14 protein-coding genes are annotated in these 15,629 nt (G+C 49.0%); 12 read left to right on the top strand and 2 right to left on the bottom strand.

Annotated features, from left to right (window positions below; genetic code table 11):
- Positions 1-79 precede the first annotated feature (79 nt).
- The 5 genes from ACSYSL_RS02765 (at position 80) to ACSYSL_RS02745 (ending at position 4,028) form a co-directional block, all read left to right on the top strand.
- Positions 80-484 (top strand): GtrA family protein, encoded by a 405-nt coding sequence (locus ACSYSL_RS02765; RefSeq protein WP_338342059.1) that lies wholly within the window; start codon positions 80-82, stop codon positions 482-484.
- A gap of 128 nt (positions 485-612) precedes the next feature.
- Complete coding sequence (locus tag ACSYSL_RS02760) at positions 613-2,484, top strand: hypothetical protein (protein WP_491708996.1); 1,872 nt, start codon at positions 613-615, stop codon at positions 2,482-2,484.
- Between the two features lie 191 nt (positions 2,485-2,675).
- On the top strand, positions 2,676-3,380 hold the full coding sequence (locus tag ACSYSL_RS02755) for a hypothetical protein (protein WP_491708995.1): 705 nt from the start codon (positions 2,676-2,678) through the stop codon (positions 3,378-3,380).
- A 122-nt stretch (positions 3,381-3,502) separates the two neighbouring features.
- A complete protein-coding gene (locus ACSYSL_RS02750; RefSeq protein WP_010017511.1) occupies positions 3,503-3,757 on the top strand; it encodes a type II toxin-antitoxin system RelB/DinJ family antitoxin in 255 nt (84 codons plus the stop codon).
- Positions 3,750-4,028, top strand: a complete 279-nt coding sequence (locus ACSYSL_RS02745; RefSeq protein WP_338342199.1) for a type II toxin-antitoxin system YafQ family toxin — start codon at positions 3,750-3,752, stop codon at positions 4,026-4,028. Before ACSYSL_RS02750 ends, ACSYSL_RS02745 begins: the two co-directional genes overlap by 8 nt.
- Before the next feature lie 57 nt (positions 4,029-4,085).
- Here ACSYSL_RS02745 and rpsT read toward each other — a convergent pair whose 3' ends face one another.
- On the bottom strand, positions 4,086-4,337 hold the full coding sequence (gene rpsT, locus ACSYSL_RS02740) for a 30S ribosomal protein S20 (RefSeq protein WP_010017515.1): 252 nt from the start codon (positions 4,335-4,337) through the stop codon (positions 4,086-4,088).
- Between the two features lie 46 nt (positions 4,338-4,383).
- Positions 4,384-4,653: a 30S ribosomal protein S15 gene (gene rpsO / locus ACSYSL_RS02735; RefSeq protein WP_010017517.1), complete on the bottom strand. Its 270-nt coding sequence runs from the start codon at positions 4,651-4,653 to the stop codon at positions 4,384-4,386.
- Positions 4,654-4,877: 224 nt separating this feature from the next.
- Here rpsO and gatC point away from each other — a divergent pair, with 224 nt between their 5' ends.
- The 7 genes from gatC (at position 4,878) to mutL (ending at position 15,625) form a co-directional block, all read left to right on the top strand.
- Positions 4,878-5,186, top strand: coding sequence for an Asp-tRNA(Asn)/Glu-tRNA(Gln) amidotransferase subunit GatC (gene gatC / locus ACSYSL_RS02730; RefSeq protein ID WP_010017519.1), 309 nt, complete (start codon positions 4,878-4,880; stop codon positions 5,184-5,186).
- Positions 5,186-6,652, top strand: coding sequence for an Asp-tRNA(Asn)/Glu-tRNA(Gln) amidotransferase subunit GatA (gene gatA / locus ACSYSL_RS02725; protein ID WP_491708994.1), 1,467 nt, complete (start codon positions 5,186-5,188; stop codon positions 6,650-6,652). The genes gatC and gatA overlap by 1 nt, the downstream gene beginning before the upstream one ends.
- A gap of 12 nt (positions 6,653-6,664) precedes the next feature.
- Entirely contained in the window at positions 6,665-8,116 is a 1,452-nt protein-coding gene (gene gatB, locus ACSYSL_RS02720; RefSeq protein ID WP_010017521.1) for an Asp-tRNA(Asn)/Glu-tRNA(Gln) amidotransferase subunit GatB, read from the top strand.
- Positions 8,117-8,201: 85 nt separating this feature from the next.
- Positions 8,202-9,272, top strand: coding sequence for a diacylglycerol kinase family lipid kinase (locus tag ACSYSL_RS02715; protein ID WP_491708993.1), 1,071 nt, complete (start codon positions 8,202-8,204; stop codon positions 9,270-9,272).
- 65 nt (positions 9,273-9,337) lie between these two features.
- Positions 9,338-10,729, top strand: a complete 1,392-nt coding sequence (gene rlmD, locus ACSYSL_RS02710; RefSeq protein ID WP_491708992.1) for a 23S rRNA (uracil(1939)-C(5))-methyltransferase RlmD — start codon at positions 9,338-9,340, stop codon at positions 10,727-10,729.
- Positions 10,730-10,827: 98 nt separating this feature from the next.
- Positions 10,828-13,533, top strand: a complete 2,706-nt coding sequence (gene mutS, locus ACSYSL_RS02705; protein ID WP_491708991.1) for a DNA mismatch repair protein MutS — start codon at positions 10,828-10,830, stop codon at positions 13,531-13,533.
- Positions 13,517-15,625 (top strand): DNA mismatch repair endonuclease MutL, encoded by a 2,109-nt coding sequence (mutL, locus tag ACSYSL_RS02700; protein WP_491708990.1) that lies wholly within the window; start codon positions 13,517-13,519, stop codon positions 15,623-15,625. The genes mutS and mutL overlap by 17 nt, the downstream gene beginning before the upstream one ends.
- Positions 15,626-15,629: the final 4 nt, after the last annotated feature.

Below are 15,629 nucleotides of genomic sequence, written 5' to 3'. Positions count from 1 at the left end.
TTTCGTCTTAATCTTCCTTTTATTTGTTCGCTATAGTATTTAAGAAACTTTTCTAGCAGGTATGCCCATGCAAAAAATAATGAAACTATACAAACAGTACGAAGAAAGTATCCTTTACCTGTTCTTTGGTGGGGCGACTTTTGTGGTATCGGTCGTCACTTACGCGCTCTTCTCAGCCGCTTTACACTGGGAATACACGCTGGCCTACGTTGCTTCCTGGTTCCTCGCCGTCTTGTTTGCCTACTTGACCAATCGAATCTGGGTTTTCCGGTCAAAAGTCACGGACATGGCTGGGGTCTTTCGCGAAGTCTGGCAGTTTTATCTGGCCCGCATTGTGACCGGTGTGCTCGGTTGGTTGATTTTAGCTTTTGGGGTCCGAATCCTTCATCAAAATGATTTGCTCTGGAATGGCATTCAAAACATTTTCGTGATTTTAGCCAATTATGTGTTAAGCAAGTTATACATTTTCAAAGAAAAAGTCTAAATGAAAGTCCTTATCGTTGGTTGCGATAGGGACTTTTTAATTGGACATTCAATGAAGATTAAAAAACGTGTATAATGAACCTGTTGTGTTCAAACCCGATTTATGTGGAGAAATACATGTCTTTTGAAATGAAAAAAACACGCGGAACCATTTACTTGGCATCCGCAGCCATTGCCATGGCGCTGAGCTTAGGAGCTGGGCAGGGATTGGCCCATGCCGACGAGACGTCGCAAACAACGACGAATCAAGCAGTTAGCCAAAGCGCAGCAACTGATCATGATACGGTAACTGACCAAGCCAAGCAGCAAGCGGCCAGTCAGTCGAATGCTAGTGCGCAGTCTGCTACTGCCTCATCGTCTTCAAGTGATGTGAAGGCCGCCAACGCACCAACCGATCAGCAATCCGCCGCGACTGATAACAACCAGGCCAACACAGCTGACCAAAACAAGCAAAACCAACAGAATAACCAAGTGCAAACGGAAGACCCTCGTCAAAAGGCCCTCGACAAGTTTGCATCCGAACACGTATCGGGCTACATTTATTCGCCAGACGTTTCGACCGCAAACGGTGGGTATAACTGGTTTGAGGACGGGCAGTTGTTCACCGGTTTCCGTTACTACACGGGTACCTACTACTGGTTTGTGAACGGTGTCCGCCAAAACGCCGGCTGGCGTCAGGCTTGGGGTTACACTTACTACACGGATAACGATGGCCGTGCCGTCCAGGGAAACCAAACGATTAATGGTCAAGCCTTTAACTTTGGAAACGACGGCACCTACTACTTGCGTTCGACGGGTTATCTCTTTGATGGCTCTTCTCAAAACGGGGGTTACCGTTGGTACGAAGACGGCAAGCTCTACACTGGGTTCCGGTACTATGCCAATACTTACTACTGGTTTATCGACGGCGTTCGCCAAAACGCTGGTTGGCGTGAGGCCTGGGGTTACAAGTACTACACCGACAACGATGGTCGAGCGGTGCAAGGCACTCAAATCATTGATGGCCGCGCCCATTATTTCGGTGACGACAACACCTTCTACGAACGACCATTGCAGGGCTACATTTGGGATGGTTCGTCACAGAACGGTGGCTACCGTTGGTACGAAAATGGTGAACTCTTTACTGGTTTCCGTTTCTACACGGGCACTTACTACTGGTTCATCGACGGGGTTCGCCAAAACGCCGGTTGGCGTGAAGCCTGGGGTTACACTTACTACACCGATGGTGATGGTCGGGCCGTTTCTGGCCGTCAATGGATTGATGGCGCCGAGCACTTCTTTGGTAACGACAATACCTATTACGAACGTCGTTCGACTTTCTTCACCGATGGCGGCAACATCTACTACGCCAACGGTGATGGTAACATCGTGACCGACTGGCAAACCATCGACGGACGCAGCGTCCACTTCTGGGCGGACGGTCGTTTGGATACTGATTCGGTCAACATTGACTTTGGACACTGGTCGTTAGATCAACGAGCACTCGGTGCACCCGAGGGTTGTGAAGGGGTTTCCTTCCAAATGGCTTTGTCGGCTAAGGGCAAGTCCGTTCCAGACATCCACGACATCTATAACCGAATTGGTTATGGTTTCGGCGTTTCACCAAACGATGGTTTCCACGGGAATCCATTTGGTTACGGTCAGTGGTACACGCAGACCGTTTTGGCTGCACCATTAGCCGCTAAGTTGAATGGCGCATACGGTGTCGAAACAAAGGACATTACGGGAGCAGGCGTCGGTGACGTGCTTTCTCAGTTAATGGCCAATAACCTTGTCATTACTTATTTGCCTTGGAACTTACAGTTGAACAACGCATCGAACAATTTCCACGTTCAGCTGATTTACGGTTACCGTGATGGTGGCTTCTTGATTGCGGATCCGTTGACGATTGCCCGTGGTGCTAACTACTGGTTGTCAACGTCTGATTGGGCCTACTTGAACGCTAATGTTCAGCCTGTTGGCTACGGAGCACCGGCTTCGATGAACGTTGCCGTGATTTAATTTACTAAAAAAGTCGACGCACTTTCTGGATGGGAAGTGGTCGGCTTTTTTAGTTGAATTGTTATGATGAAAAAGTATAAAAAATTGTTCAGTTTATGATTGCAAAGTTCCTAGAATGCCCTTAAGATAAGGGGTGAATAAATGTGTTGATATTTTCACGTTTAGAATTAGGTTTTAGGAGATTGACCAGTGTGGTAAAGCAAAAGAAATTACTGGTCACGTTGCTCAGTACGGTCATTTTGGCTGCTGGCGCGGTGACAATTATTGTGAAGGATATTGATTCTTCGGCTTCAGACCGGGGTCGAACAAGTAGTGGGAGCAAGAAGGGGGCTAGCAGCTCTTCCTCTTCTTCTGGTAAACAGGACTGGGAGAAAAACGCTCAAGCAGAGGGGGTGGTCGCTGATGATTCGACTGTTGCGTCCTCTTCTTCTGCAACCGCCTCTTCTTCGAGTAGCAGTGAGGTAAAGGGGGATGCCTCAGCAAGCGCTAGCTCGAGTACCGGCCACAGTCAGAAGGGGACAAGCACGGCGAATACCTTGACCGAAGATGATTTCCGGTCGAGTGATGAGTTAGCCTACCGGATGATTACCCTTTATGGTTTGGTGAACGGGGATGCTTCGTGGAAGGCCTTGAAGTCCGCCAGTTCGTTAACGATGACCCGCCAATCGGATACGATTCCGACCTTTTTGGTCACGAATGGCCAGTCTGGTAAGGGCGCTGCCTATTATCGTTACGTAATGTCATCAAATGATACGGAAGTTCAGGATAAACCGCTCTGTTTTAGTAAAAACGATGCGAAGAAATACCGGGCTTCCGTTGAAGACGTAGTGGACTTTGTCAATGCACAGGGCGGCCGTGCCGTCGTCGAGCGGTTGAACTTTAAGTTAGTCAATTAAACAGTTAAAAGGAATCAATCAGACGATTGATTCCTTTTTGTATAACATCGAAAAAGCCTGTTGTGACAGGGGTTTTTGGCTGTTATGATGGTGACAGAAAACGATTCAATAAAGGAGAAAAAATGACCACACAAATACAAATTGAGTTAGACAGTCGGGATGAAGCGTCTTTTGAAAAGCTTTGTACTCGATTAGGAACAACGGTTCAGGATGCCGTACAGAACTTTGTGATTAAAAGTTTAGATACGGGTGGTATTCCATTTAAGATTGATGTGCCGAATGAGCGGTTGAGGGAAGCAATGGCGAGTCGTGACTATAAGACGTTTGAAAATCTAGATGACTTTTTGGAGTACTTAAATAATGACGAAGATGAATGAGTATAAATATCGTGTTCGTTCAGTTAATGGCTTTAAGAAGCAATATCGAAAATTAATGAAGGGAGGGAGATATCGAAAAGAAGATTTTGATCGAATCGTTGAAATTCTTTTACGAGATTTACCAATTCCTGCTTCCTATGAAGACCATCAGCTAATTAATCAAGGACTCGATCGCGAATTGCACATTAAGCCTGATTGGGTCTTAATTTATCGCTATGATGGTGAATACGTTGAGTTCATTAAGACGGGTAGTCACACCAACCTTTTTTAAATCCAAGTAAAAACCCCCTCGGCCTTGTTAGGTGAGGGGGTCATTCATTAAAATGAATTACTTTACGTACTTAGCCAAACGTGACTTTTGACGTGAAGCCTTGTTCTTCTTGATCAAGCCCTTTGAGTGGGCGCGATCGATAGCAGAAGAAACTTGCTTGTACAATTCAGCAGTATCGTCTGAACCGGCCTTAGCAGCCTTAACGAAACGCTTAACGGCAGTGCGGTAAGCAGAACGTTGTGGTTCGTTGCGATCGTGTTGCTTCTTTGTCAAGCGTACGCGTTGAATAGATGATTCAATAATCGGCATATGTCTGTCTCCTTAAATTTGATGCTGGTTTTTGAAAAGCGAAAGCTTAACGACGCAAACCTAAGCGCTTAATCAATTCACGGTAACGAGGAACATCAGTACCACGGAGGTAACGAAGCAAGTTACGACGACGACCGATCTTCTTCAAAAGACCACGTTGTGAATGAAAATCATGCTTGTGCGTTTCCATGTGACCGTTCAATTCGTTAATGTCAGCAGTCAAAACTGCAACTTGAACTTCCACTGAACCAGTATCGCCTTCATGGCGGGCATATTCTTTCATGATTTCGTTCTTACGTTCTTGTGTAAGGGCCATAATCATTTCCACCTTTCTATAATGTCGCCAAAGTCTGAGAAAAACGACGGTGAGACGTTAATCTAAGAATTTGGTCAGTTGTTTTGACAACAGTCTTAATTATACGGACTTTTCTTAGAAAATCAAGGGGCAAGCCCAGTCGTTTAATGGTAAAATAGAATCGTAATTAATCTTGAAAGGAAAGCCATGGTAGCGCCCTTACGGCCTGCCATGCAGGTGAATACATGGCAACATCAATTTCGAAAGAAGAAGTCGCCCACGTCGCCGACTTGGCTAAGTTGACTTTTACCGATGAAGAACTTGAAGCCTACACAAGCCAACTACAGGACATCGTTTCCTTGGTTGACAAGATGGCCGAAGTTGACACGGACGGGGTGGCACCGACTTTTTCAGTGACCAGAAACGTCAACCACTTGCGTGAAGACAAAGCGGAAAACTGGCACGAGAAGAAGGCACTCTTGAAGCAGGCACCAGAAGAGGCCGCTGATTTGATTAAGGTGCCGGCAATTTTGCAGGGAGGGGAAGAAGCCTAATGACGTATAACTACTTCGAACACTCACTGGAAGACATCCACGCCGCTTTACAGGCGGGGGATATCACGGCAACGAAGTTGACGGCCGACACGCTGGAAAACATTAAGCAATCTGACGACCAGCTGGAAGCCTTTGTTCGTTTGCACGAAGAGGCCGCCATCGAAGCGGCGCGTGTTGCTGACGAAGAGGGCGACTTTGAGAACCTTTTGGCCGGTATTCCGATGGCCATGAAGGACAACATCTCAACAGAAGGTCTTGAAACGACTGGGGCTTCCCGTATCTTAGCTGGTTTTAAGCCAGTTTACGACGCCACGGTCACGAAGAAACTGAAGGATGCCGGCGCTGTCATTGTCGGAAAAGCCAACATGGATGAGTTTGCCATGGGTGGTTCTTCTGAAACCTCAGCCTACAAACAAACGAAGAACGCTTGGGACTTGTCCCGCGTGCCTGGTGGTTCCTCCGGTGGGTCAGCGGCAGCGGTTGCTGCCGGCCAAGTGGCCTACGCCCTTGGTTCTGATACCGGTGGTTCGATTCGTCAGCCGGCTGCCTTTAACGGCTTGGCTGGGATGAAGCCAACCTACGGTCGTGTGTCCCGTTTTGGACTCTTCGCCATGGCTTCCTCATTGGACCAGATTGGTCCGTTGACCCGGACGGTGCGTGATAACGCCTTGGTTTTGAACGCCATTGCTGGATTTGATCAACGTGATTCAACGTCGGGTGATTTGCCCGTTCCCGACTTTACTGAAAAGATGGGGCAGTCCATCAAGGGGATGAAGGTTGCTGTGCCTAAGGAATACTTCGAAGAAGGAATTTCTGAGGAAGTGAAGGCCCAGATCAACGCCGCCATTGCGCAGTTGAAGGCGATGGGTGCCGAAGTTTCTGAAGTATCGCTGCCACACACTCAGTATGGTGTGGCTGCTTACTACGTCTTGATGTCGTCAGAGGCTTCCTCAAACTTGCAGCGCTACGATGGTATCCGTTACGGTTTCCGCGCCCCAGAAGCTAAGAGCCTGGAAGAAGTTTACAAGGAGACGCGTTCGGAAGGTTTCGGTTCCGAAGTTAAGCGGCGAATCATGCTGGGAACCTACTCGTTGTCGGCTGGTGCCTACGACGCCTTCTTCAAGAAGGCAGCGCAGATTCGGACCTTGATCATTGACGACTTTAACAAAGTCTTTGAAGACTACGATTTGATTGTGGCACCAACGACGCCAACGCAGGCCTACAAGATGGGTTCTGAAATTGACGATCCGAAGGCCATGTACATGGGCGATGTGTTAACCATCCCCGTCAACCTGGCTGGTTTGCCTGCCATGTCCGTGAACGCCGGCTTTAACGGTGGCTTGCCAATCGGTTTGCAAATCATCGGTCAGGCCTTTGATGAACAAACGATTTACCAATTGGCTTACGCCTTTGAACAGGAAAATCACTTTACTGACAACATTCCCGCAATCGGGAAGGATTTCTAAGGAGGCCAGCTGATGGGAAATGAAAATTTTGAAACAGTGATTGGACTCGAAGTCCACGTTGAAATGCAGACCAAATCAAAGCTGCTGTCACCCTCCCCCGTTCATTACGGGGATTCACCAAACGAAAACACCAACGTCATTGACTGGGCCTATCCAGGGGTTTTGCCAGTCGTGAACAAGGGGGCCGTTGATTACGGGATGCGTGTGGCTATGGCCTTGCACGCCGACATTACAGAAGACATTCGTTGGGACCGTAAAAACTACGTTTATCCCGATAACCCCAAGTCTTATCAAACAACCCAGCTCCACACGCCAATCGGCCGGAATGGTTACTTGGACGTGACGATGCCCGATGGTCGTGTTAAGCGCATCGGCATCGAAGAGCTGCACGTTGAAGAAGATGCCGGAAAGAACACCCACGGGACCGATGGTTATTCCTATGTCGATTTGAACCGTCAGGGAACGCCTTTGGTCGAAATCGTTTCCAAAGCCGAGCTTTCGTCACCAGAAGAAGCCTACGCTTATTTGGAACAACTGCGCCGAGTGATTCTCTTTACTGGCGTTTCAGAAGCCAAGATGCAAGAGGGGCAGATGCGTGCCGATGTCAACGTTTCCTTGCGCCCACACGGTTCAAAGCAATACGGTACCCGTGTTGAAATGAAGAACGTGTCTTCCTTCCGTTACGTGGAAGCGGCTTTGGCCTATGAAGAAAAGCGTCAAGCCAAGATTATCCGTTCTGGTGGACAAGTTCGTCAGGAAACGCGTCGTTACGATGAACCAACCAAGTCAACCATCTTGATGCGTGTCAAGGAAACGGCTGATGATTACCGTTACTTCCCTGAACCGGACTTGTCACCCATCCACATTGACCAAGACTGGATCAACCGTGTGGCTGACGAATTACCAAAGTCCGCGGCCGACCGTCAAAAGGACTACGTTGACCAGCTTGGTTTGGAACCATATGATGCCGAAGTGCTGACCCAGACTTTGGCTATGTCGAACTTCTTTGACAACACCGTCAAGGCTGGTGCTGAGTCAAAGGCCGCTGCCAAGCGCGCCGCCAACTATTTGATTGGGGACGTCAACGCTTTCTTGAACAAGAATCAGGTGGAGTTGCAAGAAACCAAGTTGACGCCAGAACACTTGGCTGGTCTGGTTAAGTTGGTTGAAGATGGCACCATTTCAACGAAGCAGGCCAAGAAAGTCTTTGAAGCCATCATGGATGGTGAAGAACCAGAAGCCTACGCAAAGGCCAAAGGCCTTGTGCAGATTTCGGATCCCGCAACGTTGTTGCCATGGATTACGGAGGTCTTGGACGCCAACCCACAGTCGATTGAAGACTTTAAGGGTGGTAAGGACCGTGCCACTGGCTTCTTGATTGGTCAATTAATGAAAAAGTCAAAGGGGCAGGCCAACCCCGGCGTGTTGAACAAGTTACTCCTAGAGGAACTGAACAAGCGCTAATCGCTGGTCATTTTAAACGGAGCATGCTCCGTGTACATAGAATTGAGGAGGAAGAAAGAGTGTTTTCACTGTTTCGACTAGTAAAATGAAGCGTGCACGTATAATTTATAACCCAAGTTCCGGACGTGAAATGGTCAAGCGGGATATGTTGGACATTTTAAACGTTTATGAACAGGCGGGCTACGAAACGTCGACTTTTGCGACCACACCAGCACCCATGTCCGCCCAAAACGAAGCCACTCGTGCTGCAAAGGCTGGCTTTGATCTCATCGTGGCAGCGGGTGGTGACGGGACCATCAATGAAGTGGTCAATGGGATTGCGTCCCTTGAAAAGCGGCCCATGATGGCTATCATCCCGGCGGGAACCACGAATGATTATGCCCGGGCGTTAAAGGTTTCTCGTGATGACCCTTTGGAAGCCGCCAAGGTGATTTTGAAGAAGCAAACCGTTAAGATGGATATCGGTAAAATCCAGGCCTTTAAGACTGGTGAAAAGGAAGGGCAGCTTGTTAAACAGCCCGTCCGTTATTTCATGAATATCGCGGCTCTGGGAACGTTGTCCGAATTGACCTATGCGGTGCCATCCGCGATGAAGTCTCTCTATGGTTACTTGGCTTACTTGGTAAAGGGCGCGGAACTACTCACGCGCTTGAAGCCAGTGTCCGCCAAGGTAACCTATGACGATGGCGTCTACGAAGGCGACATTTCGATGATTTTCTTGGCATTAACGAACTCCGTTGCTGGCTTCGAAACCATCGTGCCAGATGCCAAGTTAGACGATGGGCAGTTCACCCTTTTGATTGTCAAAAAGTCCAACTTGTGGCAGATTGCTCAGTTGGTTTCCCAGGTCTTAAAGGGCGGCGCCCACGTCCACAATCCCCAATTAATTTACAAAAAGACATCCAAGGTGAACATTGAACCGCTGAACGATGATCCGATTAAGGTAAATCTGGATGGGGAATACGGTGGCGATGCCCCAATGACTTTTGAAAACTTGAAGCAACACATTGAGTTCGTGGCTAACATTGATGAGATGAACACGGATGTGACGACGACTAAGATTCAGGAACAGTTTGTCGAGCAAGTTGAAAAATTAGAAGCCAAAGGTGGTCATGACGACCTACCCGAGGAACCGGCCGAACAGGCTGATCAGTAAGCGAACTGGCGGCACTTGGTGCTGCCAATTTTGCGTTATAACAAGTAGGTGAAACGAGGACAAACATGGCAAAAGCCAATCGAGTATACAAGCAAAAGGCACCGGTTTCCAAAAACGACCAGGTTAAGGCCGACATCATTGACTTGACTTACCAGGGGATGGGCGTGGCTAAAGTGGCTGGTTTTCCACTTTTTGTGGCGAACGGTTTGCCGGGCGAGCAGGCGGTTTTGATTGTGACGAAGGTGTTGAAAAACTATGGCTTTGCTCGGATTAAAACACTGGTAAAGCCGTCACCGGACCGTGTTCCGTTAAAGGACCAGTTGGCGTTGACAACGGGCATTGCCCCAATGGCTAACCTTTCTTACCCAGCACAGTTGGCCTGGAAGCAACGACAGGTCCGTGAGTTATTCAAAAAAGCCCAGCTGCGGGTCGCGGTAGCACCAACCATCGGAATGGATGACCCCACTCACTACCGGAATAAGGCTCAAGTGCCCACTCAAATGGTCAACGGTCGCTTGGAGACTGGTTTTTACCGCCGTGGCTCCCACAAGTTAATTCCAACGGATTCCTTTTATATTCAGGATGAAAACGTCGATGAAGCGATTCGTGTGACTCGTGATGTCTTGCAGGAATTCGGTGTCACGGCCTATGACGAAGAAAGTGGCAAGGGATTGATGCGGCACGTCATGGCCCGTTATGGAAAGGCAACAGGCCAGCTAATGGTGGTGCTTGTGACGGCCAAGGAGCGCATCCCTGAAAAAGAGGGCATCATCGAGGCTCTCCGTGCACGGCTACCAAAGATGGTTTCGTTGGTTCAAAACGTGAATGCCCAAAAGACCAACGTCATTATGGGCCAGGAAAACCACTTATTATGGGGGCAACCTGAAATTGAGGATCAATTGCTTGGCAAAGCCTACTTAATTGGCCCAAATTCTTTCTACCAGGTCAATCCAGCAACAACGGCCAAGCTATACAGCTTGGCCCGTGATATGGCGGATTTGAAAGCAACTGATACCGTGATCGATGCCTATTGCGGCATTGGAACCATTGCCTTGACTGTAGCCGACCGTGTTAAGAAGGTGCTCGGTGTGGAAGTGGTGGAACCGGCCATTGAAGATGCTCGTAAGAACGCCAAGTTAAACGGCGTTTGGAACGCCGACTTTGTCGTTGCCGACGCCCCTGAACAAATGCACAAATGGGCCAGCGAAGGGAAGACGGCCGACGTTGTCTTCGTTGATCCTCCCCGCAAGGGACTCACCAAGGACTTCATTGAATCCGTTGGGGTCATGAAACCGGATCGCTTGATTTACGTCTCTTGTAACCCAGCCACCTTGGCCCGCGACGTCAAGGATTTGATTGAGCAGGGGTATGAAGTGGCTGGTCGAGTTCAGCCAGTTGACCAGTTCCCACAGACCATGCACGTGGAAGCGGTGGTGAAGTTGGTTCGAGCTAAATAAAGAATTTGTTACCTAAAAAAGTCTTGAAAGATTTGTAAATAAGCCAATCTTTTGATGACTTTTGTACATAGTTTTACCTAAAAAAGGAGGGACCGACCATGGCCAAAGCAACTGATACTCCAATGATGGTGCAGTACCATCAAATCAAAGACCTCTATCCCGATGCCTTCTTGTTTTACCGCCTGGGCGACTTTTACGAATTGTTCGAAGAAGACGCCATTAAGGGCGCCAAAATTCTGGAGTTGACGCTGACTTCGCGAAACAAGAACTCCGAAAATCCGGTTCCAATGGCCGGGATTCCCTACCACGCCGCCTCCAACTACATCGATATTTTGGTGGACGCGGGCTACAAAGTTGCGATCGTGGAGCAGATGGAAGATCCAGCCACAGCCAAGGGGATGGTCAAGCGAGACGTGGTTCAGTTAATCACGCCCGGGACCAAACTGGCTGGGCAAAAGGGCGATGGCAAAACGAACAACTTTTTGGCAGCCGTTGTCCATGATAATTCTGGGTTAGCACCCGTTAAGAAGGGGGCGGCTCCCCGTCCCTATGCATTAGCCTACATCGATTTGTCGACTGGTGAGCTGAAAGCGACTTTTCTAGAGACGGCGGCAGAGGTGATGGACGAACTGGGAGCCTTGGAGGTCAAGGAAGTTGTCTTGGCCAAGGAAGACGATTTGAAAGCTGCTGAGCTGGCCAAACTCGTTGGTGAGAAGGGCCTCGTGGTTTCTTTCCAGGGGCCTGCACAACCTTCCGCCACGTTGACTTATTTAACGAAGGATTTGAAGGATGTCTTGGGCCAAGCCGTCACGGGACTGTTGTTGCAGTACCTTTTTGACACGCAGAAGCGGTCACTCGACCACATCATGCCCGTTCAGTCATACGAGCGACAGGCCTATTTGGTTTTTAATCAAGTTAGTCGCGTGAACTTGGATTTGGTCGAAAACGCCAGAACAAAGCAAAAGGCAGGGTCGCTCTTTGCACTCTTAGACGAAACCAAGACGGCGATGGGTGGGCGGTTGCTCAAGCAATGGCTGATTAAGCCGCTGAAAAACTTAAAGGACATTCAAGCCCGACAGGATGTGTTGGCGGCTTTTACCGATGACTTTTTCACCCGGGGAACCGTTCAGGACCAACTGAAGTACGTCTATGACTTGGAACGCTTGGCAGCCAAGGCTGCCTTGGGAACTTTGAACGCCAAGGACATGGTCCAGCTAAAAAAGTCTCTCCAGGCCGTGCCGGCTTTGCAAGCTGCACTCATGGGAACGTCAGCGGACCCAATCTTGCAAGCCTTGGGGGAAGACCTCGATCCCGTTTCGGATTTGGCGGATTTGATTGAAAAGGCCTTGGTCGAGGACCCACCCGTTTCCGTTCGGGATGGTGAGTTAATTAAGACCGGCTACGATGATCTGGTGGACTCTTATAAGCAGGCGTTGACTGATAATCAGGACTGGTTAGCTAATTATCAGGAAGAAGAACGGCAAGCCACTGGGATTCCGACTTTGAAAGTCAAGTACAACAAGAACTTTGGCTACTTTATTGAGGTCACCAAAGCCAACCTGGGCAAGTTAGAAGAGGGTCGTTATACCCGCAAACAAACGCTAACTAACGCCGAGCGATTCACAACGGTGGCGTTAAAGGAGCATGAGGACCTGATTTTTGCTGCCCAAACGAAGCGTTATGACCGTGAGTACGAACTCTTTTTAGCCATTCGCCGACAGGTGAAGGAACAGATGCACCGGTTGCAACACCTCGCCCATGATTTGGCCAAAATTGATGTGCTCGCTGCTTTAGCCGATGTTGCCGAAGAGCGGCACTTTGTGCGTCCCCGTTTCCATCAGGATGGTTCTCGCGCTGTTCGAATCGTACAGGGACGGCATCCGGTCGTGGAATCCTTACTCGGGGCTGGGGAATACGTGGCCAACGACGTGACTTTTCCACAGGACCAATTCATTCAATTGGTGACTGGTCCAAACATGGCTGGAAAGTCTACATACATGCGCCAAATTGCCATCATCGTGATTCTGGCACAAATGGGCGCTTTTGTTCCGGCAGAAAGTGCGGAACTGCCCATCTTTGATCAAATCTTTACCCGAATTGGGGCTAACGATGACTTGGTGGCCGGTCGTTCGACTTTTATGGTGGAAATGGCGGAAGCCAATCTGGCGCTACAAAACGCCACGGCCCAGTCGCTCATCCTTTTTGACGAATTGGGCCGGGGAACGGCTACCTATGATGGGATGGCTTTGGCACAGGCAATCATTGAATACCTGGCCAAGCACCTGCATGCGACGACGGTTTTTGCCACGCATTACCATGAATTAACGGCCCTGTCTGAAGCCTATCCGGCCATCGAAAACGTGCACGTTGGCGCTAAATTGTCTGAAGACGGTCGCTTGCATTTCTTGCACCAGGTACAACCCGGTGCGGCTGATCGTTCTTACGGAATCCAAGTTGCCGCGCTAGCCGGTTTGCCTAGTCCGCTCTTGAAAAACGCGGAAGGGATTCTGGCGGAATTAGAAAAGTCAGGTGCTGGACAAGTCGAAGTGGCCGAAACGATTGCAGAAGAAAGCAATCAGGTGGCTAACCACTCGGAAAAACGTGCCTTTACCGGAATGGCGCAGGACCTGCCACTTTTTGAAATTGCCGAAGCCAAGCCAGAAGGCCAGTCGTTAACGGCTGATCAAAAAGCCATTTTGGATAAGTTACAGCAAACGAATTTGAACAAACTAACGCCTCTTGATGCGCTGAACCTGCTGTATCAGTTGCAGGAAATGGAGGAAAACCATGGCGAAAATTCATGAACTTTCCGACCTATTAGCGAACCAAATTGCTGCCGGTGAGGTCATTGAGCGGCCAGCCTCCGTGGTAAAGGAGTTGGTGGAAAACGCCATTGATGCTAACGCGCAACAAATTGATGTTGTCGTCGATAACGCTGGCCTTGATTTGATTAAGGTCATTGATAATGGGGAGGGAATCGCAACCGAGGATGTTCCCCTGGCCTTCGTTCGCCATGCAACGTCCAAGATTGAAAACCGTCATGATCTTTTCAAAGTCATGACCCTGGGCTTTCGTGGTGAAGCCTTGCCCTCCATCGCCTCCGTGGCGGACGTTACGCTACAAACGCGAACAGCGACTTCTGAAAACGGGATGACCTACCAAGTAAAGGGTGGCCAAGTGGTGCAAGAAAGTCCGGCGGCTGGTCGTTACGGCACCATTGTCTCGGTTCGTAATCTTTTTTACAATACACCAGCACGGCTAAAGTACTTAAAAAAACCACAAACGGAACTATCGCTCATGACGGATGTCATGAACCACTTGGCCTTAGCACACCCTGAACGGGCGCTGACGTTAACGCATAACGGCAAGGTCCTGGTTAAGACCGCTGGGAATGGCGATTTACGTCAGGTTCTGGCGGCCATCTACGATCGTAAGACCGCAGAGAAAATGGTTGCCTTTTCCGGACAGTCGGAGCATTTTAAGGTATCCGGCTATCTGACTTTACCGGAGCAAACACGGGCTTCTCGTTCTTACTTGGCGGTTTTGGTCAACCACCGTTTTGTGAAGAATTTTTCCGTTTCCAACGCCATCATTAAGGGTTACGGTTCTAAACTGATGGTTGGTCGTTTCCCAATCGGAGCCGTTTCGATTGAACTCGATCCATTGATGGTTGATGTGAATGTGCACCCGCAAAAGGCTGAAATTCGTTTGTCCGAACAAGGGGAATTAACCGATTTACTCACAGAGGTTATTGCTGAGCGTCTGGCACAAGAAAATTTGATTCCGGATGCTTTGGAAAACCTAGGAAAAGAAGAAGTTGAAGTGAACCATCCCGGTTTGGTTGCTCCAAAAAAACCGGCCACGGTCGAAGTGCAGACCGCTAAAAGTAGCGGGGGAGAGCTATTAAATTCAGCCCAACGTTCGGTTAAGCTAACGACTTTGCCGGCCATTACCGTGCGTAAAAATGCCGTGATTCAGCTGACGGATAAAGCCTACTTGCATGATGCAGCGGTGGTTAGTTTTATGAGTCGCTATCAAGCAGAAGCCTACGTCGAGCCATTTGGACAGAAAACTCCTCTAGTAGCAGATGACGCCAAAATGGCCGAACCACTAGAAAACCGGGTCGCTGAACCAATCGCCGTTTATCAGAATCAAGACTTTTCCCATCATTTAACCATGCCAGATCAGCCAACGGCAGCAGTTTCAAAGCAAGCCAAGGTGGAAAACGTTGACCTTGATGTTGACGTACAAGATGTGACTGATAATCCGCAGGGCTTCCCCAATTTGGATTACATTGGCCAGATGCACGGGACCTTCCTCTTTGCCCAAGACCAAGACAAGTTTTACCTGATTGATCAGCACGCCGCACAGGAGCGTCTGAATTATGAGTTCTACCGAAAGCAAGTGGGCGAGGTATCCGACAACCAGCAGGTACTGCTGCAGCCATTGACTTTGACCTATTCGACAGCCGATATTTTGAAGATCATGGACCATCGCGACGTGTTAGCGCAGGTCGGGCTGTCCGTTGAGGAATTTGGCCCCAATACCTTAGCTTTATATGAACACCCAACTTGGATGAAAGCAGACCAGGTAGAAGATACCGTACGAGAAATGATTGATTGGGTCTTATCCGGTGAAGAACTGACGGTGGCAGCCTTCCGTGAAAAAGCCGCGATTATGATGTCTTGTAAGCGAGCGATTAAGGCCAACTGGCATCTTTCGCCCGATGAAGCCAGGCGTTTATTGGTTGATTTAGCAAAGGCTAAAAATCCCTATAACTGCCCACATGGTCGACCGGTGCTAACGGCATTCACATTGACTGAAATGGAACGAATGTTTAAACGGATTCAGGACTCACACGAGTCTTGGCAAAACTATGATCGCCACCCATTTTAAAAAG

The sequence above is a fragment of the Fructobacillus sp. ESL1129 genome (assembly GCF_058507945.1).
The sequence above is the reverse complement of the archived record's forward strand: the minus strand, read 5'-3'. Positions and strand labels throughout refer to the sequence as shown.

What these genes read in the sequence shown, in the direction of transcription:
- ACSYSL_RS02765 (WP_338342059.1), top strand. Translation starts at nt 80, where the DNA reads ATGAAACTATACAAACAGTACGAAGAAAGTATCCTTTACCTGTTCTTT.
- ACSYSL_RS02760 (WP_491708996.1), top strand. Translation starts at nt 613, where the DNA reads ATGAAAAAAACACGCGGAACCATTTACTTGGCATCCGCAGCCATTGCC.
- ACSYSL_RS02750 (WP_010017511.1), top strand. Translation starts at nt 3,503, where the DNA reads ATGACCACACAAATACAAATTGAGTTAGACAGTCGGGATGAAGCGTCT.
- ACSYSL_RS02745 (WP_338342199.1), top strand. Translation starts at nt 3,750, where the DNA reads ATGAATGAGTATAAATATCGTGTTCGTTCAGTTAATGGCTTTAAGAAG.
- rpsT (WP_010017515.1), bottom strand. Translation starts at nt 4,337, where the DNA reads ATGCCGATTATTGAATCATCTATTCAACGCGTACGCTTGACAAAGAAG.
- rpsO (WP_010017517.1), bottom strand. Translation starts at nt 4,653, where the DNA reads ATGGCCCTTACACAAGAACGTAAGAACGAAATCATGAAAGAATATGCC.
- gatC (WP_010017519.1), top strand. Translation starts at nt 4,878, where the DNA reads ATGGCAACATCAATTTCGAAAGAAGAAGTCGCCCACGTCGCCGACTTG.
- gatA (WP_491708994.1), top strand. Translation starts at nt 5,186, where the DNA reads ATGACGTATAACTACTTCGAACACTCACTGGAAGACATCCACGCCGCT.
- gatB (WP_010017521.1), top strand. Translation starts at nt 6,665, where the DNA reads ATGGGAAATGAAAATTTTGAAACAGTGATTGGACTCGAAGTCCACGTT.
- ACSYSL_RS02715 (WP_491708993.1), top strand. Translation starts at nt 8,202, where the DNA reads ATGAAGCGTGCACGTATAATTTATAACCCAAGTTCCGGACGTGAAATG.
- rlmD (WP_491708992.1), top strand. Translation starts at nt 9,338, where the DNA reads ATGGCAAAAGCCAATCGAGTATACAAGCAAAAGGCACCGGTTTCCAAA.
- mutS (WP_491708991.1), top strand. Translation starts at nt 10,828, where the DNA reads ATGGCCAAAGCAACTGATACTCCAATGATGGTGCAGTACCATCAAATC.
- mutL (WP_491708990.1), top strand. Translation starts at nt 13,517, where the DNA reads ATGGCGAAAATTCATGAACTTTCCGACCTATTAGCGAACCAAATTGCT.